The organism is Bradyrhizobium sp. dw_78 (assembly GCF_018449525.1).
GTDB lineage: Bacteria > Pseudomonadota > Alphaproteobacteria > Rhizobiales > Xanthobacteraceae > Bradyrhizobium.
Window position 1 is genome coordinate 403,414 of record NZ_JAAVUS010000004.1, and the last position, 21,936, is coordinate 425,349.

The window sequence follows — 21,936 nt, forward strand, 5'->3', positions numbered from 1 at the left end:
GGCGGCGCGGCTATGCCCCGCCCCGCTCGCGCCTGAGCTTCGCCCAGTAGTCGAGCCGCTTGCGGATCTCGCGCTCGAAGCCGCGGTCGGGCGGGTCGTAAAAGGTCTGGCGTCCCAGCGCCTCCGGGAAATAATCCTGCCCTGAAAAACCTTCCGGCGTGTCGTGATCGTATTGGTAACCGCCGCCATAGCCTTCCTGTTTCATCAGCTTGGTCGGCGAATTCAGGATATGTTTCGGCGGCAGCAGCGAGCCGTTCTGCTTGGCCGCCTGCATCGCCGCGCCGAACGCGGTGTAGGCGGCGTTCGATTTCGGCGCGGTGGCGACATAGATCACGGCCTGCGCGATCGCGAGTTCGCCTTCCGGAGACCCCAGGAAATCGAAGGCGTCCTTGGCGGCGTTGGCGATCACCAGCGCCTGCGGATCGGCAAGGCCGATATCCTCGACCGCCATCCGCACCACCCGGCGGGCCAGGAACAGCGGATCCTCGCCGGCATCCAGCATGCGCGCGAGATAATACAGGGCCGCGTCCGGATCGGAGCCGCGCACCGATTTATGCAGCGCCGAGATCAGGTTGTAATGGCCGTCGGCGGACTTGTCGTAGATCGGCGCGCGGCGCTGCAGGATGTCCTGCAACTGCACGGCATTGAACGTCTCGCCGGCCCGCGCGGCGCGCCAGACCTCTTCGGCCAGCGTCAGCGCGGCGCGGCCGTCGCCGTCGGCCATCCGCACCAGCACCGCGCGCGCCTCCGCATCGAGCGGCAGATTCTTGCCCTCGATCGCCTCGGCATGGACGAACAGCTTCTCGATCGCGGCGGCGTCGAGCGAATGAAACACCAGCACGCGCGCCCGCGACAGCAACGCGGCGTTCAGCTCGAAGGACGGATTTTCGGTGGTGGCGCCGACCAGCACCACGGTGCCGTCTTCCATGACCGGCAGGAACGAATCCTGCTGCGCCCGGTTGAAGCGATGCACCTCGTCGACGAACAGCAGCGTGCCCTTGCCGGTCTCGCGCCGGGCGCGGGCCGCGTCGAATACTTTCTTCAGGTCGGCGACGCCGGAGAACACCGCCGAGATTTGCTCGAAATGCAGTTCGGTCGCGTCGGCCAATAGCCGCGCCACGGTGGTCTTGCCGGTACCGGGCGGTCCCCAGAAGATCAGCGAGCCCAGCGTGCGGGTTTCCAGCATCCGCGTCAGCGCGCCGTCCGGCCCCAGGATATGGTCCTGTCCGACCACCTCGGACAGCGTGCGCGGACGCAACCGGTCAGGCAGCGGATGCGGCGCATCGCGTTCCATCCCTGCGGCGGCGAACAGGTTTGCGGCTTCGCGTGGTCGTTTCGGGCTCATCCGCCCAGCGTGACGTTGATCTGCTGACCGCCGCGCAACAGCGTGATGCGCCAGAACCGCGAGGAATCCCGCGTCACCTTTTCGAGATCGGAGGTCTTGCTGATCTTCTGGTTGTTGACGGAAACGATAATGTCGCCCTTCTGGAAGCCGACATCGGCGGCCGTTCCGCCGTCGGCGAGATCGATCACCACGACGCCTTCGGTGTCCGCATCCAGATGCAGTTCGTCAGCCACCGCCGGCGAGATATTCGCAACCCTGGCGCCCTGGAACGGCGAGCGCGAGGTCAGGACGATTTCGTTGCGGCCGGTATCCGGCGCGGACTCAAGCGGCACCGCCAGCTTGATCTTCTTTCCGGCGCGCTGCACATCGATTTCCGCAGAGCCGCCGAGCGGACGGGTGGCGAAACGATAATCGAAGGCGTTCGGATCCTCGATCGTTTGACCGTCGATGGCGACGATCAGATCGGCCACTTTCAGCCCGGCCCGCTCCGCCGGACTGTTCGGAACGACGCTGGAAACCAGCGCGCCGTCGGGAAGCTTCAGTCCCAATGTCTCCGCGATCTCGGGCGTGACCGCCTGCAGCCGCGCGCCCAGCCACGGCCGCTTCACGGCCTTGCCGCCGCTCTTGGCGGAAGCGACGACGACGCGCACCATGTTGGAGGGGATCGCAAAGCCGATGCCCTGCGAGCCGCCGGAGCGCGAGAAGATCGCGGTGTTGATGCCGGCTAGCCGGCCGGTCATGTCAACCAGCGCGCCGCCGGAATTGCCGGGATTGATGGCCGCGTCGGTCTGGATGAAGAACTGGTAGTCGGTGATGCCGACTTGCGTGCGCGCCAGCGCGGAAATGATGCCGTGCGTCACAGTCTGCCCGACGCCAAAGGGGTTTCCGATCGCCAGCACGACATCGCCGACCATCAACTCGTCGGAATTGGCGAAGTCGAGCGTCGGGAATTTTTCATGGACATCCTTCAGGCGCAGCACGGCGAGATCGCTGCGGGTATCCTTGAGCACGATCTCGGCCTCGAATTCGCGCTTGTCCGACAGCGACACCTTGACCTGGTCGGCGCCTTCGATGACGTGAACGTTGGTGACGACCAGGCCGGAAGGGTCCACCATCACGCCGGACCCCAGCGAACGCTGCATCTGCTCGGGCTGATCGCCGCCGGGGACGCCGAAGAAGCGGCGGAAGATCGGATCGTCGAGCAGCGGATTGTGGTTCTGCACCACCTTGGCGGCATAGACGTTGACCACCGCCGGCTGAACGCGCTGCACGATCGGCGCGTAGGACAACCGTAGCTCCGCCGGCGATGCCGGCACCCGGCGCTCCTGCGCCGATGCCGGTACGGCAATCAGCGTTGCGATGAACAGCACGGCCAAAAAGCGGATCGAGATCATGCGGGAGAATCCTGAAGTCATCGTTTGGATATAGGCTTGAGAGACCGGGGAAAGAAGGGAAACGGGACGCGATAGCGCTATTAAGCGGCGCGATCGGGCGCTTCGACGACGTCCGGCACCGCGCAGGACAATCTGCCCTGATGGCCTTCGCCCCAGGCCTTGAGGATATCGATCACCGGACGCAGGCTCTCGCCGATTTCCGACAGCCGATATTCGACCCGCGGCGGGACCTCGGCATAGACCTTGCGGACCACGAGATTGTCCTCCTCCAGCGCGCGAAGCTGCTTGGTCAGCATGCGCTGGGTAATGCCGGGCATCCGCCGACGTAATTCGCCGAAACGCTGGGTGCCGCCTTGCAGGTGGTAGAGGATGACGCCCTTCCATTTGCCGTCGATCAGATCCAGCGTCGTTTCGACCGCGCAGCCGGGCCGGTGTCCAAAATCCCGTCGTTTCATCGGCGATTTTCCCATAGTATCCAAACAGGGACTATATCCCTGTATTTACAGTACTTGCCAAATGAGCGCCAGCGCGACAGTTGTAGCTTTTTCGAGCGAAGTGGGAGCCGGTTCGCGCGAAGAGAACGCGTCAAAACAACGCTCGCCCCATCTGATGGAGACCACGGACATGAAGGCTGTCGGGTATAAAAAGTCGCTTCCGATCGAAGATCCGGAGGCGTTGATCGATTTCGAGACCTCCAAGCCGGAGCCGCGCGGCCGCGACATTCGGGTTGCCGTGAAGGCGATCTCGGCCAATCCGGTCGATTACAAGGTGCGCAAGCGCGCCGCCCCGCCCGCGGGCGAAACCAAGATCCTCGGCTACGACGCCGCCGGCGTCGTGGACGCGATCGGTCCCGAAGTCACGCTGTTCAAGTCCGGCGACGAGGTCTTCTATGCCGGCTCGGTCCTGCGCCAGGGCACCAATTCGGAATTTCATCTGGTCGACGAGCGCATCGTCGGCAAGAAGCCGAAAAGCCTTTCCTTCGCGCAGGCCGCCGCACTGCCGCTGACCTCGATCACCGCCTGGGAATTGCTGTTCGACCGCCTCGGCGTCGCGCCCGGCAAGAGCGTCGATCCGCGCACGCTGCTGATCACGGGCGGCGCCGGCGGCGTCGGCTCGATCCTCATCCAGCTGGCCCGCCGCCTCACCGGCCTGACCGTGGTCGCCACCGCGACCCGGCCGGAATCGCGAGAATGGTGCCTCGATCTCGGCGCCCACGCGGTCATCGATCACGGCAAGCCGATGAAGGAGCAGATCGAGAAACTGAAGCTGCCGCCGGTCGAACTGGTCGCAAGCCTCACCTTCACCGAGCAGCACTACAAGGCGATCGCGGACTTCATGGCGCCGCAAGGCAAGTACAGCCTGATCGACGATCCCCAGGAATTCAACGTCAGCGCCTTCAAGGGCAAGGCGATCTCGATCCACTGGGAATCGATGTTCACCCGCTCGTCGTTCCAGACGGCGGACATGATCGGCCAGCACGATCTTCTGAACGACGTTTCCGATCTGATCGACAAAGGCGTGCTGCGCACCACGCTCGATCAGAGTTTCGGGACGATCAACGCCGCCAATCTGAAGCGCGCCCATGCGTTGTTGGAAAGCGGCAAGTCGCGCGGCAAGATCGTGCTCGAGGGCTGGTAAACGCGCTGCGTGGCGTGCGGGCTCCGGCTGCTGCTTAGTCCGGGGACCGCACGCCGTTGTCGGGCAGATGCGGCGTCGCCCGCGCGATAAACCCCTGCGCGAGCGCATGATAGATTCCCTCCTTGCACACCCAGCGCGAGGTGGCGTAGGCGATCATGGCGGCGGCCATCAGCGGCACGACCATGGTGTGGTTGTCCGTCATCTCGGTCACGATGACAAAGGCCGTAATCGGCGCCTGAACCACGCCGGCAAAATAGGACACCATTCCAAGCAGCATGATCGCAGCGAGCGGCGCCCCCGGAAACAGCGAAGCGACATTGGTGCCGATTCCGGCACCGACCGCGAGCGAAGGCGCAAAAATGCCGCCCGGAATCCCGCTAATCGAGGCGAACGTCGTCGCCAGGAATTTCAGGATGGCGAAGTTCGCCGGCAACGGCGTCCCGCTTTCAAGTGCTGACTTCACCTGCGAATAGCCCGTGCCATAGACAGTATCGCCGGACACGATGCCGCAGATCGCGACGGCAAAACCGCAGATCAAAGCGAACCCAAGCGAATAGCGCTTGATCGCGCGCCCGACCGGGCCCGAAAATCCGCGCGCCATCATGATGACCATACGGCTGAAAAGGCCGCCTGCCAGCCCGCCAACGACACCGCACACGGGAATCGCAAGCCAGTCGATGCCATTACGCAACGTCATCGCGCTGCTGCCGAAATAAGCATAATTGCCCATCAACGCGATCGAGGTCAGGCCGGCTGCAACCACCGCGCCAATGATAAGGCTGCTGGTCCGGGTCTCGAAGGCACGGCTCATCTCCTCGATCCCGAACACGATTCCCGCAAGAGGCGTGTTGAAAGCGGCGGCGACGCCGGCCGCGGCACCCGCCAGGATCAGGCCAGGCTGACGCCGGGGCGAGAAACGGCCCAGCGCGAACATGATGGAGGCGCCGATCTGAACCGTCGGTCCCTCGCGTCCCACCGAAGCACCGCATAACAGGCCGAACAGGGTCAGGATGACCTTCCCGAATGCAATGCGGAGCGAGACCAGATTCTCGCGGGCCTTCGGGTCGGTCAGGTGACGCGCGGCGATGGCCTGCGGAATGCCGCTGCCCTGCGCATTCGGAAAGAAGCGATTGGTCAGGTACACCGCCAGCGCAAAACCGAGCGGCGTGACCACGAGCGAAATATAGCGGGATATTGACAGCAAATCCGCAAAGGCGATTTGCGCCAGGTCCGCAAGCTGCGCCAGCGCCACGGCAGCCGCACCGACCCCGATGCCGCCAAGGAGGAAGATGCCGCGCCGCTGCCACTGCCGGGATGTGATCCTGATCCACCGTTTGCGGCGGAGCGAAAGGGCGAACGTCATGAGCGAACTTTTAGTCGATCGCCTGCGGCTGGGAAAGAAAAACTCCGGCCAGCGCAGGCGGCGAAGGGTGTCCATCGCCGCCTTTTCACGGGGCGCCCGCCCGCAACGATGACACAGGCTCTGCTATGCGATGGTCTGGACGATGCCGCCCTCGGCCCGCAGCGCCGCGCCATTGGTGGCGGAAGCTTGCTTCGAGCTGACATAGACCACCATGTTGGCGACTTCCTCGACGCTGGCAAAGCGCTGCAGCAGCGAGGTCGGGCGATGCTGCTTGACGAAATTGGCGGCCGCCTCTGCTTCCGACTGGCCGTTCTGTTTCGCGAGGTCCTTGACGAAGGTTTCCACGCCCTCCGACATCGTCGGCCCCGGCAGCACCGAATTGACGGTCACCGCCGTGCCGCGGGTCATCTCGGCCAGGCCGCGCGAGATCGCAAGCTGCGCGGTCTTGGTCATGCCGTAATGGATCATCTCCTTCGGGATGTTGAGCGCGGATTCCGATGAGATGAAAACGACGCGGCCCCAGTTGCGCTTCAGCATGCCCGGCAGATAGACCCGCGACAGCCGCACGCCCGACATCACGTTGGTCTCGAAGAAGCGGCTCCAGTCTTCGTCGGGAATCTCGGTGAACGCCTTGGGCTCGAAGATCCCGGCATTGTTGATGAGGATGTCGACCTCCGGCAGCGCCGCGACCAGGCTGTCGCAGCCCGCGCCCGTGGACACATCGGCGGCGATGCCGCGGACCTTGCTGCCGGGCACGGCCTTGGTGATCGCGGCAGCCGCCGCATCGACCTTGGCTTGGGTCCGGCCGTTGACCACGACACTGGCACCCGCCGCGGCAAGCCCCTTGGCGATGGCGTGGCCGATGCCGGCGGTCGAGCCCGTCACCAGTGCGGTTTTTCCCGAAAGATCGATTTTCATGACTGATATCTCCAACGTTGATGCGCTGGATATCGGGTGCGGGCCGCCCGTCCGCAATCGCTTTCAAGCTGGAGCATGGTCCGGAAAAGTGGAAACCGGTTTCCCTCGCGACAAACGCTGAACGCGTTGGCGCAGGAAGCGATGCCCAATAAAAAAGCGGCGCACAGAGCGCCGCTTTTGATGTGATAGCCCCGATAGGGCTGGGGTACGTCAGGCCGCTTCCGCTGCCTTCTCCTGTACCGGACCGGAATCCTTGCCCTTGGCGTCGACATCGCGATCGACGAATTCGATCACGGCCATCGGCGCGTTGTCGCCATAGCGGAAGCCGGCCTTGATGATACGGGTGTAGCCGCCCTGGCGATCCTTGTAACGAACCGCGAGCACGTCGAACAATTTCCTGGTCTGATCGAGATCGCGCATTTCGCTGATCGCCTGACGGCGCATCGAAAGACCGCCCTTCTTGCCGAGCGTGACCAGCTTCTCGACGATCGGGCGCAATTCCTTGGCCTTCGGCAGCGTGGTGACGATCTGCTCGTGCTTGATCAGCGCCGCGCACATATTGGCGAACATCGCGCGCCGATGCTCGGCGGTACGATTGAGCTTCCGATGAACCTTGCCGTGACGCATGATTTTATTCCTTCGTTTCTGTTTGCCACGACGGTTCGTCGGACATCTTGCTCAGGTGGGCCGCCTGCGTTCGCCCCGGTCAGTCATTCCGGACGTCGCGAAGCGGCGATCCGGAATCTCGAGATTCCGGGTCTGGTGCTGACGCACCATCCCGGAATGACGAAATCAGTAATGATCCTCGAAGCGCTTGGCCAGTTCGTCGATATTCTCCGGCGGCCAGCCCGGCACTTCCATGCCGAGATGCAGACCCATCTGGGCCAACACTTCCTTGATTTCGTTCAGCGACTTGCGGCCGAAGTTCGGGGTGCGGAGCATTTCCGCTTCCGACTTCTGCACGAGGTCGCCGATATAGACGATGTTGTCGTTCTTCAGGCAGTTCGCCGAACGAACCGACAATTCGAGTTCGTCGACCTTCTTGAGGAACGCCGGGTTGAACGCGAGATCGGGGATGATCTCCTGCGCCACTTCCTTGCGCGGCTCTTCGAAATTGACGAACACGTTGAGCTGATCCTGCAGGATGCGGGCGGCATAGGCCACCGAATCCTCCGGGCTGATCGCGCCGTTGGTCTCGATCACCATGGTCAGCTTGTCGTAGTCGAGGATCTGGCCCTCGCGGGTGTTCTCGACCTTGTACGAGACCTTGCGCACCGGCGAGAACAGACTGTCGACCGGGATCAGGCCGATCGGCGCATCCTCGGGGCGGTTGCGCTCGGCGGCGACATAGCCCTTGCCGGAGGCGACCGTGAATTCCATGCGGATTTCCGCGCCCTCGTCCAGCGTGCAGATCTGCAGGTCCGGATTGAGCACGACGACATCGCCGACGGTCTGGATGTCACCGGCGGTGACGACGCCCGGACCCTGCTTCTTCACGACCATGCGCTTGGGGCCTTCGCCCTGCATCTTGATCGAAATGTCCTTGATGTTCAGCACGATGTCGGTGACGTCCTCGCGAACGCCCGCGATCGAGGAGAACTCGTGCAGCACGCCGTCGATATGCACCGACTGCACCGCCGCGCCTTGCAGCGACGACAACAGGATGCGGCGCAACGCGTTGCCGAGGGTTTGACCGAAGCCGCGCTCCAGCGGCTCCGCGACCAGCGTCGCGAAACGGCTCGCGTCGGTGCCGGGAGTTACCTGGAGCTTGTTCGGCCGGATAAGTTCTTGCCAATTTTTCTGGATCGTCACTGTTTCACCCATACGGGCCGGTTATCTTGCCAACCAGATAACCGGCGTTGGAGAGATCGCGGATCAGCCCGCGGCTTTAAAATATAAAAACCATCGCAGGCGGACCGGCCGCCCGCGATCGAACATCAAACCCGCCGGCGTTTGCGCGGACGGCAACCATTATGCGGGATCGTCGTCACGTCGCGGATCGATGTGACGGTGAAGCCCGCAGCCTGCAGCGCGCGAAGCGCCGATTCACGGCCCGAACCGGGACCAGCCACCTCAACCTCCAGCGTGCGCATGCCGTGTTCCTGCGCCTTCTTGGAGACGTCCTCCGCCGCGACCTGCGCCGCATAGGGGGTCGATTTGCGGGAGCCCTTGAAACCCATCGTGCCGGCCGACGACCAGGCAATGGTGTTGCCCTGCGCGTCGGTGATGGTGATGGTCGTGTTGTTGAACGACGAATTCACATGCGCGATGCCGGATGCGATGTTCTTGCGTTCGCGGCGGCGTACGCGGGTGGCTTCCTTGCCCATTCCAAAACCTTTCCTGTGATCTCAAACGCCGCCGTAATGCCAGCGGCTACACCTAAAAAAGCAAGCGGCGAGCAATCGTTACCCGCCACTTCCCATTCTCAATTCGCTTGTTACTTCTTCTTGCCGGCGATCGACTTGGCCGGCCCCTTGCGCGTGCGGGCATTGGTATGGGTGCGCTGACCGCGCACCGGCAACCCGCGACGATGACGCAGGCCGCGATAGCAACCGAGATCCATCAGACGCTTGATGTTCATGCCGGTCTCGCGGCGCAGGTCGCCCTCGACCAGATAGTCGCGGTCGATCACTTCGCGGATCTGCAACACTTCCTGGTCGGACAATTGATTGACGCGACGATCGGTCGGGATCTTGACCTTCTCCAGGATATCGGCCGCGTTCTTCTGGCCGATGCCATGGATGTACTGAAGCGCGATCAGGACGCGCTTGTTGGTCGGAATATTCACGCCGGCAATACGGGCCACGGACTTCTCTCCTGTCGCCAATCGCTCTCGGACCGGCTGTTGTCTGGATCACGATCCGATCAAATCGAACAGCGATCTCATCTCTTTGTTTGAGCACGACATTTCGGAAAACCGCTTCCCGCTTTTCCGGATCATGCTCTGGTTTATTTCGGGCAGGTATCCTGCAAACACGAACACGACGCCCTGCCCCCTCGGTTACCTCGGGGCCCGGCATCGTCTGGAAACTATCCGACCTGATTCCGTTCTATTAAAGGATTCAACCTGGTTTCGTCAACCGCCACTATGCTTTAGCTCGCTTTTTCGTGACCTTTTTGACGGCTTTCTTCGCCGTTTTCTTCACTGCCTTGCTGGGTTTGCCAAACCGCCGGGCCTTGAGACCAGCCTTGGAAGTCGCCTTGGGGGCGCCAGCCGCCCGGCGGGCCGATTTCTTGGCAGTCTTGCCGGTTCCCGTTTTGGCTCCCTTGCCCGCCGATTTTCCGGCCTTCCGGGCAGCCACCTTCCGGGCTGTCCTGGCGGCCTTTTTGGGGGCTTTGCGGGCCGCAGCCTTGGCGGCCTTGCCTGGCGATCCAGCGCCCGTTTTCGTGTTCCCCTTCACGACCCGTTTGGCGGAGGCCGCCTTCTTTTCCTGCGGTTCCACCGCTCCCATGGCGGCGAGGATGTGGTTGATCTCGCGCGTGACGTGCTCGATGGTCATCATGCCGTCGACCGTCGCCAGCTTGCGCCGTTCTGAATAATAGTGAATCAGCGGTTCGGTCAACGCGCGATAGCTCGCCAGACGCTTCGACAGCACCTCCGGCGTGTCGTCGACACGCACCACCTCGCCCCGCGCGCGCATCTCGGCCACGCGCGTCTCGACGCGATCGAGCAGCGCGCTTTCATTGACCCGCAGTTCGATCACGGCATCCAGCTTGATGTGCTTGTGCTTGAGCAGTTCGTCGAGCGCCTCGGCCTGCGGCACGGTGCGCGGAAAGCCGTCGAGGATGAAGCCGTTCTTCATGTCCGGCTGGTCGAGCCGATCGGAAATGATCCCGATCACGATCTCGTCCGGCACCAGCGAGCCGCTGGCCATGATATCCTTGGCCTGAAGACCGACCGGGGTCTCGGCGGCAACCGCCGCGCGCAACATCTCACCGGTCGAAAGCTGAACGATGCCGTATTTCTGGACCAGCCGTTGCGCCTGGGTCCCCTTGCCCGCCCCCGGCGGCCCGAGAAGAATCAGTCTCATCTATGTTCGCCCCCCGGCTCGGTGAGCGAACCGGCCGCGCACCCTTTGTTCTGGATTTCAAATCAACGCCAGGCGTTGCCTTTAGCGGCGACGCCCTCGCAATTTCGACTTCCTGATCAGTCCCTCGTACTGGTGCGCGAGCAAATAGCCCTGAACCTGCGCGACCGTATCCATGGTCACGCTGACGACGATCAACAGCGACGTTCCGCCAAAATAGAACGGCACCGCCGCATAGGAAATCATGATTTCGGGAATCAGGCAGACGATCGCCAGATAGATCGCACCGATCACGGTGATGCGCGAGAGCACATAGTCGATATATTCGGCGGTGCGCTCGCCCGGCCGGATGCCCGGAATGAAGCCGCCATGCTTCTTGAGGTTGTCGGCGGTCTCGGTCGGATTGAACACGATCGCGGTATAGAAAAAGGCGAAGAACACGATCAGCGCCAGATAAAGCACGAGGAACAGCGGACGGCCGTGGCCGAGCTGCGTCGTGATCCACTGGAACCATTCCGGCCCCTTGCCGGCGTTGAAATTCGCAACCGTCGTCGGCAACAGCAGCAGCGAGGACGCGAAGATCGGCGGAATCACGCCCGAAGTGTTCAGCTTGAGCGGCAGATGCGAGGACTGGCCCTCGAACATCTTGTTGCCGACCTGGCGCTTCGGATACTGGATCAGCAGCCTGCGCTGCGCCCGCTCCATGAACACGATGAAAGCGATCACCGCGACCGCCATCACGATCACGACCAGGATCAGGCCGGTGGACAGCGCGCCCTGGCGGCCCAGTTCCAGCATGTTCGCCAGCGCCGACGGCAATTCGGCGACAATACCGGAAAGAATGATCAGCGAAATACCGTTGCCGATGCCGCGCGAGGTGATCTGCTCGCCGAGCCACATCAGGAACATGGTGCCGCCGGTCAGCGTGATCGCGGTCGAGACGCGGAAGAACATGCCGGGATCGCTGACGACGTTGCCGGCGCCCTCCAGGCCGACCGCGATGCCATAGGACTGGAACGCGGCGAGGATCACGGTGAGATAGCGGGTGTACTGGTTCAGCGTCTTGCGGCCGGCCTCGCCTTCCTTCTTCAGGGCCTCGAGCTGCGGCGATACCGTGGTTAGAAGCTGGATGATGATCGAGGCCGAAATATACGGCATGATGTTCAAGGCAAAGATCGCCATGCGGTGAATGCCACCGCCGGAGAACATGTTGAACATGCCGAGGATGCCGCCGGCCTGGGTATTGAACACCTGTTCCCAGATATTGGGATCAATGCCCGGCAGCGGGATATAGGTGCCCAGCCGGTAAACAAGCAGCGCACCCAGCGTGAACCAGATGCGCTTCTTCAGTTCGTCAGCCTTGGCAAACGCCCCGAAATTGAGGTTTGCCGCCAGTTGTTCCGCTGCTGAAACCATGTTTGGCTTTCTCCCGCCGCCCTCACACCGACGCCCCGGCGGGGACATTCGGCAGACGCCGGACATTATTTGGCACTCGGCCCCGATAAGTCCATTGTCCTATCGTGCCGATCGCCCGCAGCAAGCGGGCGATGACGCAGATGTTATGCCGCCTCGCCTGCTTCGGTCTTGGCCGGGGCCAGGATCTTCACCGTGCCGCCGGCCTTCTCGACCGCCGCAATGGCCGATTTCGACGCGCCGTGAACCTCGATCGTGAGCTTGGCCTTGATCTCGCCGCGGCCCAGCAGCCGCACGCCGTCCTTGGCGCGCCGCAGCACGCGGGCTTTCACCAGCGATTCGGCGTTGATGATTTCCTTGGCGTCGATCGTCTTGGCGTCGATCGCCTGCTGCAACCGGTCGAGATTGATCTCGGCGAAGTCGAGCCGGAAGATGTTGTTGAAGCCGCGCTTCGGCAGGCGCCGATGCAGCGGCATCTGGCCGCCTTCGAAGCCCTTGATGCGCACGCCGGAACGCGCGGTCTGGCCCTTGCCGCCGCGGCCCGCGGTCTTGCCCTTGCCGGAACCGATGCCACGGCCGACGCGCATGCGCTTCTTGCGCGAGCCGGCATTGTCGGCGATATCGCTGAGCTTCATCGCCCTTCTCCTCTGTTTCTCTTAACCTTCGCCGACGATGCGGACGAGATGTTGAACTTTTGCGATCATACCGCGAATTGCAGGCGTGTCCTGCAGCTCGGTGACGCGGCCGATCTTGTTGAGCTTGAGGCCGATCAGCGTCTCGCGCTGCGAGTGGTGGCGGCGGATCGCGCTGCCGGTCTGCTCGACCTTGATCATCTTTGCGGCCTTGGCCATCGTGATAACTCCGAAAGTCCTAGTTTGGCATGATCTTGTCGGAAAACCGGTACCCACTTTTCCGGATCATGCCCTGGTTTATTCCGCCACCACTTCAGCGTCGCCGCCGACGCGGCGCGACTGCAGCGTGGACACCTTGATGTTGCGGCGTGCCGCCACCGAACGCGGCGAATCCTGGTGCTTCAGCGCGTCGAAGGTAGCGCGAACCATGTTGTAGGGGTTCGACGAACCGATCGACTTCGCCACCACGTCCTGGATGCCGAGCGTCTCGAACACCGCGCGCATCGGGCCGCCGGCGATGATGCCGGTGCCGGCCGGTGCGGCGCGCAGATAGACGCGGCCGGCGCCGTGACGGCCGGCGATATCGTGATGCAGGGTGCGGCCTTCGCGCAGCGCCACACGCGTCAGATTTCGCTTGGCCGATTCGGTCGCCTTGCGGATCGCCTCGGGAACTTCGCGCGCCTTGCCGTGGCCGAATCCGACCCGGCCCTTCTGGTCGCCGATCACGACCAGCGCCGCAAAACCGAAGCGCTTGCCGCCCTTGACGACCTTCGCCACGCGATTGATGTGGACGAGCTTGTCGACGAACTCGCTGTCGCGCTCCTCGCGATCCCTGCTCCGTTCGCGTCCGCCGCGTTCGCGTTCACCTGCCATGGTGTTTTCCAATCTCTAGGAGGCTTTCGCCTCTGTTCCCGTATCCGTTCAAATCAGTCTGTTAGAAGCTCAACCCGCCTTCGCGCGCGGCATCCGCCAGCGCCTTGACGCGGCCGTGATAGAGGTAGCCGCCGCGATCGAACACCACTTCGGTGACGCCGTTCTTCACCGCGCGCTCCGCCACCAGCTTGCCGACGGCCTTGGCGGCATCGATGTCGGCGCCGGTCTTGCCGCCGTCGCGCATCGTCTTTTCCAGCGACGAGGCCGAGGCCAGCGTCTCGCCCTTCAGATCGTCGATCACCTGCGCGTAGATGTGTTTCGACGAGCGAAACACCGACAGGCGGGGACGTCCGTTGGAAATACGGCGCAACGACAGCCTCACGCGTTGCTTGCGCCGGGCATTTGTAACCTTGAGTGACATGACCGGCTCCGTTACTTCTTCTTGCCTTCCTTGCGGAAGATGAATTCGTTGGCGTATTTCACGCCCTTGCCCTTATAGGGCTCCGGCGGACGATAGGCGCGGATCTCGGCCGCGACCTGGCCGACACGCTGGGAATCGTTGCCCGCAACCGTGATCTCGGTCGGCTTCGGCACCGTGATGGTGATGCCTTCCGGGATCGCATAGACGACGTCGTGGCTGTAGCCGAGCGCGAGCTGCAGGTTCTTGCCCTGCATCGCGGCGCGGTAACCGACGCCGGTAATCTCGAGCTTCTTTTCAAAGCCCTTGGTGACGCCGTCGACGAGATTGGCGACCTGCGCCCGCGCCGTGCCGTACATCGCCTGCGCGCGGTTGGTCTTGACCCGCGGCGCTACCTTGATCGCGCCGTCCTCGAACTTCACCTCGACGTCGTCATGGACGACGAACTGAAGCTGGCCCTTCGGCCCCTTCATTTTCACGGTCTGACCCTCGACCGTCGCGGTAACACCGGACGGGATCGTCACCGGCCTTTTGCCAATGCGTGACATCGTTCTATCCCTTCTCAGAACACCGTGAAGAGAATTTCGCCGCCCACATTCGCTTCGCGTGCGTCGTGGTCAGCCATGATTCCCTTCGGCGTCGACAACACCGAAATGCCGAGTCCGTTGTTCACCCGCGGCAGGTTCTTCACCGAGGCGTAAACCCGCCGTCCCGGCTTCGACACCCGTTCGATCTCGCGAATGACCGGCTCGCCGTCGAAATATTTCAGCTCGATCTCGAGCTCGCTGCGGCCGCTGGCGTGTTCGACGCTGGCGTAGCCGCGGATATAGCCTTCGGTCTTGAGCACTTCGAGCACGCTGGCGCGCATCTTCGAGCCCGGAGTCGAGACCTTGGACTTGGCACGCATCTGCGCGTTGCGGATGCGGGTGATGAGATCGCTGATCGGATCGTGCGTTGACATCTGACGACCCTCCTTACCAGCTTGACTTCACGAGCCCGGGAACCAGGCCCTTGGAGCCGAGTTCACGCAGCGCGATGCGGGAGAGCTTGTTCTTGCGGTAGACCGAGCGCGGACGGCCGGTGATTTCGCAGCGGTTGCGAATCCGGGTCGCGGAAGAATTGCGCGGCATTTCGGCCAGCTTCAGCGTCGCCGCGAAGCGCTCTTCCATCGGCTTCTGCTTGTCGGCGATCACGGCCTTCAGCCGGGCGCGCTTGGCGGCGGCGTTCTTGGTCATCCGCATCCGCCGGTTATTCTTCTCGATCGAACTCTTCTTTGCCATGCTTGGCTCCTGGGTTTCCGCGTTTGAGAGGCTTTATCTGCGTCTCACTGCCGGAACGGGAAATTGAATGCGGTCAACAGGGCGCGGGCCTCGTCGTCAGTAGCAGCGGTGGTGCATACCGTGACGTCCATGCCCCATGTCTCCCCGGTCTTGTCGAAGTCGATTTCGGGGAAAATGATATGCTCCTTAATACCGAGCGAGTAATTGCCGCGGCCGTCGAAGCTCTTCGGATTGAGGCCGCGGAAGTCGCGCACGCGCGGCAACGCGACGTTCACGAGCCGGTCGATGAACTCGTACATCTTGGCCTTGCGCAGCGTCACCTTGCAGCCGATCGGCTGGTTCTCGCGCAGCTTGAAGGTCGCGATCGCAACCCGCGAATAGGTCACTACCGCCTTCTGGCCGGCGATCAGCGAAAGATCGCCTGCCGCCATTTCCGCCTTCTTGCGGTCGTTCACGGCCTCGCCGACGCCCATGTTGAGCACGACCTTATCGAGCCGCGGCACCTGCATGACGTTGGCATAGCCGAACTGTTCCGTCAGCTTGCTGCGGATGCTGCTGTCATATTCCGCGCGCAGGCGCGGCACATAAGCGGTCTCAGCCATCGATCTCTGCTCCCGAGCTCTTGGCGATGCGTACTTTCTTGCCGTCCGCCTGAATCTTGAAACCAATACGGGTCGGTTTGCCGTCCTTGCCGACATAGGCGACGTTGGACAAATCGATCGGCGACTCCTTGGAGATGATGCCGCCTTCCTGGTTCTGGGTCTGCTTCTGGTGACGCTTCACCAGATTGACCCCGCGAACCAGCGCCTTGCCTTCGGACGGACGCACCTCGAACACCTCGCCGGTGCGGCCCTTGTCGCGGCCGCTCAGCACGACGACCTTGTCGCCTTTCCGGATCTTGGCAGCCATCACAGCACCTCCGGCGCGAGCGAAATGATCTTCATGTGGTTCTTGGCGCGCAGTTCGCGCGGCACCGGCCCGAAGATACGGGTGCCGACCGGCTCCGACTGGTTATTGATCAGCACCGCGGCGTTGCGGTCGAACCGGATCACCGAACCGTCGGCACGGCGGATATCCTTGCGGACCCGCACCACGACAGCCTTCATCACGTCGCCCTTCTTCACCTTGCCGCGCGGGATCGCGTCCTTGATCGACACAACGATAATGTCGCCCACGGTGGCATAGCGGCGCTTGGAGCCTCCAAGCACCTTGATACACATGACACGGCGTGCGCCTGAATTATCGGCCACGTCGAGGTTGGTCTGCATCTGAATCATTGATGCACCTCGTCCTCTTTCTGATGCGCAATGTTGCGCCTAAAATTTTCCCGAAATCTCGTCCGGCGACGCCGGACAGCTTCAGGCCGTTTTCTTCTGCTCGCCCCGGACCACGATCCAGCGCTTCAATTTCGAGATCGGCTTGCTTTCCTCGATCCACACCATGTCGCCCGGCTTGAACTCGCCGTTCTCGTCATGCGCGTGGTAGTTCTTCGACGTCCGGATCGTCTTCTTGTAGATCGGATGGGTGAAGCGGCGATCGACGCGCACCACCACCGTCTTGGATTGCTTGTCGCTGACGACCACGCCCTGAAGCGTACGTTTCGGCATATCGGGCCCCTTACTTCTTCTTCGCGCGCTGCTGCGCGGCGACGGTCTTGATGCGGGCGATGTCGCGGCGGGCTTCACGCATCCGCGAGGTGTTCTCGAGCTGCCCGGTGGCGCGCTGGAAGCGCAGGTTGAAGCGCTCCTTCTTCAGATTGAGGACGGCGTCATCCATCTGGTCGGGGCTCATCGCGCGGATGTCGGCGGTTTTCATCTCGGCCATGATCATTACTCCGCGATGCGCGCGACGAAGCGCGTCTTGATCGGCAGCTTGGCGGCGGCGAGCGTCAGGGCTTCCTTCGCGGTCTGCACGGTAACGCCGTCGATCTCGAACAGCACCCGGCCCGGCTTGACCCGCGCCACCCACAGTTCCGGCGTACCCTTGCCCGAACCCATGCGTACTTCGGCAGGCTTCTTCGACACCGGCACGTCCGGAAACACGCGGATCCAGACCCGGCCGGCGCGCTTCATGTGACGGGTCAGCGCCCGGCGCGCGGCTTCGATCTGGCGGGCGGTGACGCGCTCGGGCGCCATCGCCTTCAGGCCGAACTGGCCGAACGACAACGTCGCGCCCGAAGTCGCAACGCCGTGGATACGGCCCTTATGCGCCTTTCGAAACTTCGTTTTCTTTGGTTGCATCATGGCTTACGCCCTCAAACCTTTTCTCGTTTCGCTCAGGCAGCGTCGCGTCGCGGCCGGGCGGTTTCGCCCTCGGCCATTTTCTTGTCCTGGGCCATCGGATCGTGCTCGAGGATTTCGCCCTTGAAGATCCAGACCTTGACGCCGCAGGTGCCGAAGGTGGTGAACGCGGTCGCAACGCCGTAGTCGATGTCGGCGCGCAGCGTGTGCAACGGCACGCGGCCTTCGCGGTACCATTCCATCCGCGCGATTTCGGCGCCGCCGAGACGGCCCGAACAGTTGATCCGGATGCCCTCGGCGCCAAGACGCATCGCCGACTGCACCGCCCGCTTCATGGCGCGGCGGAACGCGACGCGGCGCTCGAGCTGCTGCGCAATCGATTCGGCGACCAGGGTGGCGTCGAGTTCGGGCTTGCGGATTTCGACGATGTTGATGACGACGTCGGAAGCCGTGATATCGGCGACGCGCTTGCGCAGCTTGTCGATGTCGGCGCCCTTCTTGCCGATCACCACGCCCGGACGCGCCGAGTGGATGGTGACGCGGCACTTCTTGTGCGGACGCTCGATCACGATCTTGGCGACAGCGGCCTGCTTGAGCTCCTTGTGCAGGATCTCGCGGATCTTCACATCCTCATGCAGCAGCTTGCCGTATTCGGCCTTGCCTGCGAACCAACGGGAATCCCAGGTCCGGTTGATACCGAGACGCAGTCCGATTGGATTGATCTTTTGACCCATCGTTTTCTCCTGCGCTTGCTTTAAGCGCTCGCCTCGGCCTCGACCTGACGAACCACGATCGTCAGCTGCGAGAACGGTTTAAAGATACGGCCCGAACGGCCACGGCCGCGCGGTGCGAAACGCTTCATCACGATGCCGTTGCCGACATGCGCTTCCGACACGATCAGATCGTCGACTTCGAGATCATGATTGTTCTCAGCGTTGGCGATTGCCGATTCCAGACACTTCTTGACGTCGACGGCGATCCGCTTGCGCGAGAACTGCAGATCGGCGAGCGCAGCCGAAGCCTTCCTGCCGCGAATCAACTGCGCAACCAGGTTGAGCTTCTGCGGGCTCACCCGCAGCATCCGGGCGACCGCCTTGGCCTCGTTATCCGGGAGGCTCCGTTCGCGCTTTGGTTTGCTCATCGCTTAATCCTCAAGCCTAACCCGTTAAGCCTTCTTGGCTTTCTTGTCGCCCGAATGGCCATGGAAAGTCCGGGTCGGCGAGAACTCGCCGAACTTGTGACCCACCATTTCCTCATTGACCGATACCGGCACGTGCTTCTGTCCGTTGTAGACGCCGAACACCAGACCGACGAATTGCGGCAGGATGGTCGAGCGGCGGCTCCAAATCTTGATCACGTCATGACGGCCGGACGCGCGTGCGGCATCTGCCTTCTTGAGCAGGGAGCCTTCAACGAACGGGCCTTTCCAGACTGAACGAACCATGTCCGGCGTTCCTTACTTCTTCCGCTTGTGGCGGCTGATGAGAATGAATCTGTTGGTCGATTTGTTCGAGCGCGTCTTCTTGCCCTTGGTCGGCTTGCCCCACGGGGTCACCGGGTGACGGCCGCCCGAGGTGCGGCCTTCGCCGCCGCCATGCGGATGGTCGATCGGGTTCATGACGACGCCGCGGTTATGCGGGCGCCAGCCCAGCCAGCGGGTACGTCCGGCCTTGCCGATCGAGATGTTCATGTGATCCGGGTTGGAGACCGCGCCGATGGAGCCACGGCAACGACCATGCACCAGGCGCTGCTCGCCCGAATTCATGCGCAGGATGACGTAGTCATGGTCGCGGCCGACGACCTGGGCGTAGGTGCCGGCGGAACGCGCCAGCTGACCGCCCTTGCCGATCTTCAGCTCGACATTGTGGACGATGGTGCCGACCGGCATGTTGCCGAGCGGCATCACGTTGCCCGGCTTCACGTCGACATAGTTGCCGGCGACGACCGTATCGCCCACGGCGAGTCGCTGCGGCGCCAGAATATAGGCCTGCTCGCCATCCTGATACTTGATCAGCGCGATGAAGGCGGTACGGTTCGGATCATATTCCAGCCGCTCGACAACAGCGGGAACGTCGATCTTGTCGCGCTTGAAGTCGACCATGCGGTACGACTTCTTGTGGCCGCCGCCGCGGAAGCGCACGGTGATGCGGCCGGTATTGTTGCGGCCGCCGTTGCCGAGCTTGCCTTCGGTCAATGACTTGACCGGCTTGCCCTTGTAGAGCGCCGAACGATCGACCATCACCAGCTGGCGCTGGCCCGGTGTCGTGGGGTTGAATGTTTTCAATGCCATCGCTGTGCGCCTTATAGCCCGGTGGTGACGTCGATGCGGTGGCCCTCTTCGAGGGTCACGATCGCCCGCTTCACATCCGACTGCGAACCTAAATTGCCGCGGAACACCTTGGTCTTGCCCTTGCGCACCAGCGTATTCACGCGCTTGACCTTGACGTCGAACAGTTTCTCGACGGCTTCCTTGATCTGCGGCTTGGTCGCCTTGCTCGCGACCTTGAACAGAACCTTGTTATGCTCGGAGGCCAAGGTGGCCTTTTCGGTCACAACCGGAGCGACGATGATGTCGTAATGGCGCGGATCGATATTCTTCATTTGAAGCGCGCCTCCAACGCATCGAGCGCCGCCTTGGTCAACACCAGCTTGTGGCGGCGGAGAATGTCATAGACGTTGATGCCCTGAATCGGCAGCACGTCGATATTCGGAATGTTGCGGGCAGCGGCCGCAAAACCGTTGTGCAACTCGGCACCGTCGATAATCAGCGCGTTGGTCAGGCCGAGGCCGGAGAAATGTCCGACCAGCGCCTTGGTCTTGGCATCCTGCACCTGCGCGTTGTCGAGCACGATCAGACCGCCGTCCTTGGCCTTGGCCGACAGCGCATGCTTCAACGCCAGCGCGCGCACCTTCTTCGGCAGGTCGGTGGCATGGGAACGCACCACCGGACCGAAAGCACGGCCGCCGCCGCGGAACTGAGGCACGCGGGCAGAACCGTGACGGGCGCCACCGGTGCCCTTCTGCTTGTACATCTTCTTGCCGGTACGCCAGACATCGGCGCGGCCCTGCGTCTTGTGCGTTCCGGCCTGGCGCTTGTTGAGCTGCCACTGCACGCAACGCGCGATGATGTCGGCGCGCGGCTCGAGGCCGAAGATCGCGTCCGAGAGCTGGACCGAACCAGCGTCCTTGCCTTCAAGGGTCGTGACTTTCAGTTCCATCTCACGCGCCCTCCTGCTCAGCCGGCGCTTCGGCCGCCTGCTCGCTGCCGCCAGCGACCTTGAACTTGCCGGGCTTCGGAGCATCCTTCGGCAACGGCTTCTTGATGGCGTCACGCACCGAGATCCATCCGCCCTTGGAGCCGGGAACGGCGCCCTCGACCAGGATCAGGCCGCGCTCGACGTCGGTCTGCACCACACGCAGATTGAGCGTGGTGATGCGGTCGACGCCCATATGGCCGGGCATCTTCTTGTTCTTGAACGTCTTGCCGGGATCCTGACGGCCACCGGTCGAACCGATCGAACGGTGCGAGATCGACACGCCGTGGGTGGCGCGCAGACCGCCGAAATTCCAGCGCTTCATGCCGCCGGCAAATCCCTTACCCTCGGAAGTGCCCGTGACGTCCACGAACTGTCCGACCACGAAATGATCGGCCTGAATCTCGGCACCGACCGGGATCAGCGCATCTTCCGTGACGCGAAACTCGGCGACCTTGCGTTTCGGCTCGACCTTGGCGACCGCGAACTGACCGCGTTCCGCCTTCGGCAGATAAACGGTCTTGCGGGCGCCGGAACCGAGCTGAAGGGCGACATAGCCGTTCTTCTCGGTCGTGCGGTGACCCAACACCTGGCAATTGCCCAGCTTCAGCACGGTCACAGGGATATGTTCGCCGGCCTCCGTAAAGACCCGCGTCATCCCGACCTTTTGTGCGATCACTCCGGAGCGCATCGGCGTGCTTCCTGTTCTTTCTGTCCCGAGGGACTAACTGATCTTCTTTGTGAGCTCGCCCGATCCGAAAACCGGCGCTCACTCTTCGGGGTCGTGCTCAGAGCTTGATTTCGACGTCAACACCAGCGGCGAGGTCGAGCTTCATGAGGGCATCGACGGTCTGCGGGGTCGGATCGACAATATCGAGAAGACGCTTGTGCGTGCGCATCTCGAATTGCTCGCGGCTCTTCTTGTCAACGTGCGGCGAACGGTTGACGGTGAACTTCTCGATGCGGGTCGGCAGCGGAATGGGTCCGCGCACCTGAGCACCGGTCCGCTTCGCCGTATTCACGATCTCGCGGGTCGACGTATCGAGGATTCGATGGTCGAACGCCTTGAGTCGGATGCGAATATTCTGGCCGTTCATTGCCGCTATCTCTCTTTATTGGGTGGCGAGTAGCGAACAGCGA

The 21,936-nt window shown here is 62.7% G+C and carries 33 protein-coding genes; 1 reads left to right on the forward strand and 32 read right to left on the reverse strand.

The genetic code is table 11. The annotated features are described in order from the left end of the window. Window positions 1-10 precede the first annotated feature (10 nt). From HB630_RS13820 to HB630_RS13830, 3 genes are all read right to left on the reverse strand, one after another. Complete coding sequence (locus HB630_RS13820) at window positions 11-1,345, reverse strand: replication-associated recombination protein A (protein ID WP_213772795.1); 1,335 nt, start codon at window positions 1,343-1,345, stop codon at window positions 11-13. After that, on the reverse strand, window positions 1,342-2,739 hold the full coding sequence (locus HB630_RS13825) for a DegQ family serine endoprotease (protein ID WP_213772796.1): 1,398 nt from the start codon (window positions 2,737-2,739) through the stop codon (window positions 1,342-1,344). The genes HB630_RS13820 and HB630_RS13825 overlap by 4 nt, the downstream gene beginning before the upstream one ends. Before the next feature lie 80 nt (window positions 2,740-2,819). Further along, window positions 2,820-3,194 carry a helix-turn-helix domain-containing protein gene (locus HB630_RS13830; RefSeq protein ID WP_213772797.1) on the reverse strand — a complete coding sequence of 125 codons (375 nt, stop codon included), beginning with the start codon at window positions 3,192-3,194 and terminating at the stop codon, window positions 2,820-2,822. Window positions 3,195-3,363: 169 nt separating this feature from the next. Between HB630_RS13830 and HB630_RS13835 the strand changes: the two genes are divergently transcribed. Beyond that, window positions 3,364-4,377: a zinc-binding alcohol dehydrogenase family protein gene (locus tag HB630_RS13835; RefSeq protein WP_213772798.1), complete on the forward strand. Its 1,014-nt coding sequence runs from the start codon at window positions 3,364-3,366 to the stop codon at window positions 4,375-4,377. 34 nt (window positions 4,378-4,411) lie between these two features. Here the strand turns inward: HB630_RS13835 and HB630_RS13840 are convergent, their stop codons facing one another. From HB630_RS13840 to rpsJ, 29 genes are all read right to left on the reverse strand, one after another. Then, window positions 4,412-5,740 carry a chloride channel protein gene (locus HB630_RS13840; RefSeq protein WP_213772799.1) on the reverse strand — a complete coding sequence of 443 codons (1,329 nt, stop codon included), beginning with the start codon at window positions 5,738-5,740 and terminating at the stop codon, window positions 4,412-4,414. Window positions 5,741-5,863: 123 nt separating this feature from the next. Beyond that, the gene (locus HB630_RS13845; protein WP_213772800.1) at window positions 5,864-6,658 is read right to left on the reverse strand and encodes an SDR family oxidoreductase; all 795 of its coding nucleotides are present in this window, start codon (window positions 6,656-6,658) and stop codon (window positions 5,864-5,866) included. Window positions 6,659-6,868: 210 nt separating this feature from the next. Next, window positions 6,869-7,285 (reverse strand): 50S ribosomal protein L17, encoded by a 417-nt coding sequence (rplQ, locus tag HB630_RS13850; protein ID WP_213772801.1) that lies wholly within the window; start codon window positions 7,283-7,285, stop codon window positions 6,869-6,871. A 165-nt stretch (window positions 7,286-7,450) separates the two neighbouring features. Further along, window positions 7,451-8,482, reverse strand: a complete 1,032-nt coding sequence (locus HB630_RS13855; protein ID WP_213772802.1) for a DNA-directed RNA polymerase subunit alpha — start codon at window positions 8,480-8,482, stop codon at window positions 7,451-7,453. Between the two features lie 113 nt (window positions 8,483-8,595). Then, the gene (gene rpsK / locus HB630_RS13860) at window positions 8,596-8,985 is read right to left on the reverse strand and encodes a 30S ribosomal protein S11 (protein ID WP_006021048.1); all 390 of its coding nucleotides are present in this window, start codon (window positions 8,983-8,985) and stop codon (window positions 8,596-8,598) included. A gap of 110 nt (window positions 8,986-9,095) precedes the next feature. Next, window positions 9,096-9,464: a 30S ribosomal protein S13 gene (gene rpsM / locus HB630_RS13865; protein ID WP_213772803.1), complete on the reverse strand. Its 369-nt coding sequence runs from the start codon at window positions 9,462-9,464 to the stop codon at window positions 9,096-9,098. A gap of 280 nt (window positions 9,465-9,744) precedes the next feature. After that, complete coding sequence (locus HB630_RS13870) at window positions 9,745-10,689, reverse strand: adenylate kinase (RefSeq protein ID WP_213772804.1); 945 nt, start codon at window positions 10,687-10,689, stop codon at window positions 9,745-9,747. An 81-nt stretch (window positions 10,690-10,770) separates the two neighbouring features. Next, a complete protein-coding gene (secY, locus tag HB630_RS13875) occupies window positions 10,771-12,102 on the reverse strand; it encodes a preprotein translocase subunit SecY (protein WP_213772805.1) in 1,332 nt (443 codons plus the stop codon). 143 nt (window positions 12,103-12,245) lie between these two features. Beyond that, window positions 12,246-12,734: a 50S ribosomal protein L15 gene (gene rplO / locus HB630_RS13880; protein WP_213772806.1), complete on the reverse strand. Its 489-nt coding sequence runs from the start codon at window positions 12,732-12,734 to the stop codon at window positions 12,246-12,248. 21 nt (window positions 12,735-12,755) lie between these two features. Further along, window positions 12,756-12,950 carry a 50S ribosomal protein L30 gene (gene rpmD, locus HB630_RS13885; RefSeq protein WP_213772807.1) on the reverse strand — a complete coding sequence of 65 codons (195 nt, stop codon included), beginning with the start codon at window positions 12,948-12,950 and terminating at the stop codon, window positions 12,756-12,758. A gap of 78 nt (window positions 12,951-13,028) precedes the next feature. After that, entirely contained in the window at window positions 13,029-13,604 is a 576-nt protein-coding gene (gene rpsE / locus HB630_RS13890) for a 30S ribosomal protein S5 (protein WP_028349043.1), read from the reverse strand. Between the two features lie 61 nt (window positions 13,605-13,665). Beyond that, window positions 13,666-14,025: a 50S ribosomal protein L18 gene (gene rplR, locus HB630_RS13895; protein WP_213772808.1), complete on the reverse strand. Its 360-nt coding sequence runs from the start codon at window positions 14,023-14,025 to the stop codon at window positions 13,666-13,668. 11 nt (window positions 14,026-14,036) lie between these two features. Further along, window positions 14,037-14,570 carry a 50S ribosomal protein L6 gene (gene rplF / locus HB630_RS13900; RefSeq protein ID WP_213772809.1) on the reverse strand — a complete coding sequence of 178 codons (534 nt, stop codon included), beginning with the start codon at window positions 14,568-14,570 and terminating at the stop codon, window positions 14,037-14,039. A 14-nt stretch (window positions 14,571-14,584) separates the two neighbouring features. Continuing rightward, window positions 14,585-14,983: a 30S ribosomal protein S8 gene (gene rpsH / locus HB630_RS13905; RefSeq protein WP_213772810.1), complete on the reverse strand. Its 399-nt coding sequence runs from the start codon at window positions 14,981-14,983 to the stop codon at window positions 14,585-14,587. A 13-nt stretch (window positions 14,984-14,996) separates the two neighbouring features. After that, a complete protein-coding gene (rpsN, locus tag HB630_RS13910) occupies window positions 14,997-15,302 on the reverse strand; it encodes a 30S ribosomal protein S14 (protein WP_213772811.1) in 306 nt (101 codons plus the stop codon). A gap of 44 nt (window positions 15,303-15,346) precedes the next feature. After that, window positions 15,347-15,904 carry a 50S ribosomal protein L5 gene (gene rplE / locus HB630_RS13915; RefSeq protein ID WP_213772812.1) on the reverse strand — a complete coding sequence of 186 codons (558 nt, stop codon included), beginning with the start codon at window positions 15,902-15,904 and terminating at the stop codon, window positions 15,347-15,349. Then, on the reverse strand, window positions 15,897-16,211 hold the full coding sequence (gene rplX / locus HB630_RS13920) for a 50S ribosomal protein L24 (protein ID WP_213772813.1): 315 nt from the start codon (window positions 16,209-16,211) through the stop codon (window positions 15,897-15,899). Before rplX ends, rplE begins: the two co-directional genes overlap by 8 nt. Next, on the reverse strand, window positions 16,211-16,579 hold the full coding sequence (rplN, locus tag HB630_RS13925) for a 50S ribosomal protein L14 (RefSeq protein WP_213772814.1): 369 nt from the start codon (window positions 16,577-16,579) through the stop codon (window positions 16,211-16,213). Before rplN ends, rplX begins: the two co-directional genes overlap by 1 nt. 81 nt (window positions 16,580-16,660) lie before the next feature. Next, on the reverse strand, window positions 16,661-16,909 hold the full coding sequence (gene rpsQ / locus HB630_RS13930) for a 30S ribosomal protein S17 (RefSeq protein WP_213772815.1): 249 nt from the start codon (window positions 16,907-16,909) through the stop codon (window positions 16,661-16,663). Between the two features lie 10 nt (window positions 16,910-16,919). Beyond that, window positions 16,920-17,126 (reverse strand): 50S ribosomal protein L29, encoded by a 207-nt coding sequence (rpmC, locus tag HB630_RS13935; protein ID WP_213772816.1) that lies wholly within the window; start codon window positions 17,124-17,126, stop codon window positions 16,920-16,922. Between the two features lie 5 nt (window positions 17,127-17,131). After that, window positions 17,132-17,545: a 50S ribosomal protein L16 gene (gene rplP / locus HB630_RS13940; protein WP_213772817.1), complete on the reverse strand. Its 414-nt coding sequence runs from the start codon at window positions 17,543-17,545 to the stop codon at window positions 17,132-17,134. A gap of 32 nt (window positions 17,546-17,577) precedes the next feature. Further along, the gene (gene rpsC / locus HB630_RS13945; RefSeq protein ID WP_213772818.1) at window positions 17,578-18,276 is read right to left on the reverse strand and encodes a 30S ribosomal protein S3; all 699 of its coding nucleotides are present in this window, start codon (window positions 18,274-18,276) and stop codon (window positions 17,578-17,580) included. Between the two features lie 20 nt (window positions 18,277-18,296). Continuing rightward, window positions 18,297-18,683, reverse strand: coding sequence for a 50S ribosomal protein L22 (rplV, locus tag HB630_RS13950; protein ID WP_213772819.1), 387 nt, complete (start codon window positions 18,681-18,683; stop codon window positions 18,297-18,299). A 24-nt stretch (window positions 18,684-18,707) separates the two neighbouring features. Next, window positions 18,708-18,986 (reverse strand): 30S ribosomal protein S19, encoded by a 279-nt coding sequence (gene rpsS / locus HB630_RS13955; protein WP_027536815.1) that lies wholly within the window; start codon window positions 18,984-18,986, stop codon window positions 18,708-18,710. A 12-nt stretch (window positions 18,987-18,998) separates the two neighbouring features. Continuing rightward, on the reverse strand, window positions 18,999-19,832 hold the full coding sequence (gene rplB / locus HB630_RS13960; protein ID WP_213772820.1) for a 50S ribosomal protein L2: 834 nt from the start codon (window positions 19,830-19,832) through the stop codon (window positions 18,999-19,001). 11 nt (window positions 19,833-19,843) lie between these two features. Next, on the reverse strand, window positions 19,844-20,143 hold the full coding sequence (locus HB630_RS13965) for a 50S ribosomal protein L23 (RefSeq protein ID WP_213772821.1): 300 nt from the start codon (window positions 20,141-20,143) through the stop codon (window positions 19,844-19,846). After that, window positions 20,140-20,760: a 50S ribosomal protein L4 gene (rplD, locus tag HB630_RS13970; protein ID WP_213772822.1), complete on the reverse strand. Its 621-nt coding sequence runs from the start codon at window positions 20,758-20,760 to the stop codon at window positions 20,140-20,142. Before rplD ends, HB630_RS13965 begins: the two co-directional genes overlap by 4 nt. A 1-nt stretch (window position 20,761) precedes the next feature. Beyond that, the gene (rplC, locus tag HB630_RS13975; protein WP_213772823.1) at window positions 20,762-21,487 is read right to left on the reverse strand and encodes a 50S ribosomal protein L3; all 726 of its coding nucleotides are present in this window, start codon (window positions 21,485-21,487) and stop codon (window positions 20,762-20,764) included. A gap of 97 nt (window positions 21,488-21,584) precedes the next feature. After that, the gene (gene rpsJ / locus HB630_RS13980) at window positions 21,585-21,893 is read right to left on the reverse strand and encodes a 30S ribosomal protein S10 (RefSeq protein ID WP_002712302.1); all 309 of its coding nucleotides are present in this window, start codon (window positions 21,891-21,893) and stop codon (window positions 21,585-21,587) included. Window positions 21,894-21,936: the final 43 nt, after the last annotated feature.

What these genes read in the sequence shown, in the direction of transcription:
- HB630_RS13820 (WP_213772795.1), bottom strand. Translation starts at nt 1,345, where the DNA reads ATGAGCCCGAAACGACCACGCGAAGCCGCAAACCTGTTCGCCGCCGCA.
- HB630_RS13825 (WP_213772796.1), bottom strand. Translation starts at nt 2,739, where the DNA reads ATGATCTCGATCCGCTTTTTGGCCGTGCTGTTCATCGCAACGCTGATT.
- HB630_RS13830 (WP_213772797.1), bottom strand. Translation starts at nt 3,194, where the DNA reads ATGAAACGACGGGATTTTGGACACCGGCCCGGCTGCGCGGTCGAAACG.
- HB630_RS13835 (WP_213772798.1), top strand. Translation starts at nt 3,364, where the DNA reads ATGAAGGCTGTCGGGTATAAAAAGTCGCTTCCGATCGAAGATCCGGAG.
- HB630_RS13840 (WP_213772799.1), bottom strand. Translation starts at nt 5,740, where the DNA reads ATGACGTTCGCCCTTTCGCTCCGCCGCAAACGGTGGATCAGGATCACA.
- HB630_RS13845 (WP_213772800.1), bottom strand. Translation starts at nt 6,658, where the DNA reads ATGAAAATCGATCTTTCGGGAAAAACCGCACTGGTGACGGGCTCGACC.
- rplQ (WP_213772801.1), bottom strand. Translation starts at nt 7,285, where the DNA reads ATGCGTCACGGCAAGGTTCATCGGAAGCTCAATCGTACCGCCGAGCAT.
- HB630_RS13855 (WP_213772802.1), bottom strand. Translation starts at nt 8,482, where the DNA reads ATGGGTGAAACAGTGACGATCCAGAAAAATTGGCAAGAACTTATCCGG.
- rpsK (WP_006021048.1), bottom strand. Translation starts at nt 8,985, where the DNA reads ATGGGCAAGGAAGCCACCCGCGTACGCCGCCGCGAACGCAAGAACATC.
- HB630_RS13870 (WP_213772804.1), bottom strand. Translation starts at nt 10,689, where the DNA reads ATGAGACTGATTCTTCTCGGGCCGCCGGGGGCGGGCAAGGGGACCCAG.
- secY (WP_213772805.1), bottom strand. Translation starts at nt 12,102, where the DNA reads ATGGTTTCAGCAGCGGAACAACTGGCGGCAAACCTCAATTTCGGGGCG.
- rplO (WP_213772806.1), bottom strand. Translation starts at nt 12,734, where the DNA reads ATGAAGCTCAGCGATATCGCCGACAATGCCGGCTCGCGCAAGAAGCGC.
- rpmD (WP_213772807.1), bottom strand. Translation starts at nt 12,950, where the DNA reads ATGGCCAAGGCCGCAAAGATGATCAAGGTCGAGCAGACCGGCAGCGCG.
- rpsE (WP_028349043.1), bottom strand. Translation starts at nt 13,604, where the DNA reads ATGGCAGGTGAACGCGAACGCGGCGGACGCGAACGGAGCAGGGATCGC.
- rplR (WP_213772808.1), bottom strand. Translation starts at nt 14,025, where the DNA reads ATGTCACTCAAGGTTACAAATGCCCGGCGCAAGCAACGCGTGAGGCTG.
- rplF (WP_213772809.1), bottom strand. Translation starts at nt 14,570, where the DNA reads ATGTCACGCATTGGCAAAAGGCCGGTGACGATCCCGTCCGGTGTTACC.
- rpsH (WP_213772810.1), bottom strand. Translation starts at nt 14,983, where the DNA reads ATGTCAACGCACGATCCGATCAGCGATCTCATCACCCGCATCCGCAAC.
- rpsN (WP_213772811.1), bottom strand. Translation starts at nt 15,302, where the DNA reads ATGGCAAAGAAGAGTTCGATCGAGAAGAATAACCGGCGGATGCGGATG.
- rplE (WP_213772812.1), bottom strand. Translation starts at nt 15,904, where the DNA reads ATGGCTGAGACCGCTTATGTGCCGCGCCTGCGCGCGGAATATGACAGC.
- rplX (WP_213772813.1), bottom strand. Translation starts at nt 16,211, where the DNA reads ATGGCTGCCAAGATCCGGAAAGGCGACAAGGTCGTCGTGCTGAGCGGC.
- rplN (WP_213772814.1), bottom strand. Translation starts at nt 16,579, where the DNA reads ATGATTCAGATGCAGACCAACCTCGACGTGGCCGATAATTCAGGCGCA.
- rpsQ (WP_213772815.1), bottom strand. Translation starts at nt 16,909, where the DNA reads ATGCCGAAACGTACGCTTCAGGGCGTGGTCGTCAGCGACAAGCAATCC.
- rpmC (WP_213772816.1), bottom strand. Translation starts at nt 17,126, where the DNA reads ATGGCCGAGATGAAAACCGCCGACATCCGCGCGATGAGCCCCGACCAG.
- rplP (WP_213772817.1), bottom strand. Translation starts at nt 17,545, where the DNA reads ATGATGCAACCAAAGAAAACGAAGTTTCGAAAGGCGCATAAGGGCCGT.
- rpsC (WP_213772818.1), bottom strand. Translation starts at nt 18,276, where the DNA reads ATGGGTCAAAAGATCAATCCAATCGGACTGCGTCTCGGTATCAACCGG.
- rplV (WP_213772819.1), bottom strand. Translation starts at nt 18,683, where the DNA reads ATGAGCAAACCAAAGCGCGAACGGAGCCTCCCGGATAACGAGGCCAAG.
- rpsS (WP_027536815.1), bottom strand. Translation starts at nt 18,986, where the DNA reads ATGGTTCGTTCAGTCTGGAAAGGCCCGTTCGTTGAAGGCTCCCTGCTC.
- rplB (WP_213772820.1), bottom strand. Translation starts at nt 19,832, where the DNA reads ATGGCATTGAAAACATTCAACCCCACGACACCGGGCCAGCGCCAGCTG.
- HB630_RS13965 (WP_213772821.1), bottom strand. Translation starts at nt 20,143, where the DNA reads ATGAAGAATATCGATCCGCGCCATTACGACATCATCGTCGCTCCGGTT.
- rplD (WP_213772822.1), bottom strand. Translation starts at nt 20,760, where the DNA reads ATGGAACTGAAAGTCACGACCCTTGAAGGCAAGGACGCTGGTTCGGTC.
- rplC (WP_213772823.1), bottom strand. Translation starts at nt 21,487, where the DNA reads ATGCGCTCCGGAGTGATCGCACAAAAGGTCGGGATGACGCGGGTCTTT.
- rpsJ (WP_002712302.1), bottom strand. Translation starts at nt 21,893, where the DNA reads ATGAACGGCCAGAATATTCGCATCCGACTCAAGGCGTTCGACCATCGA.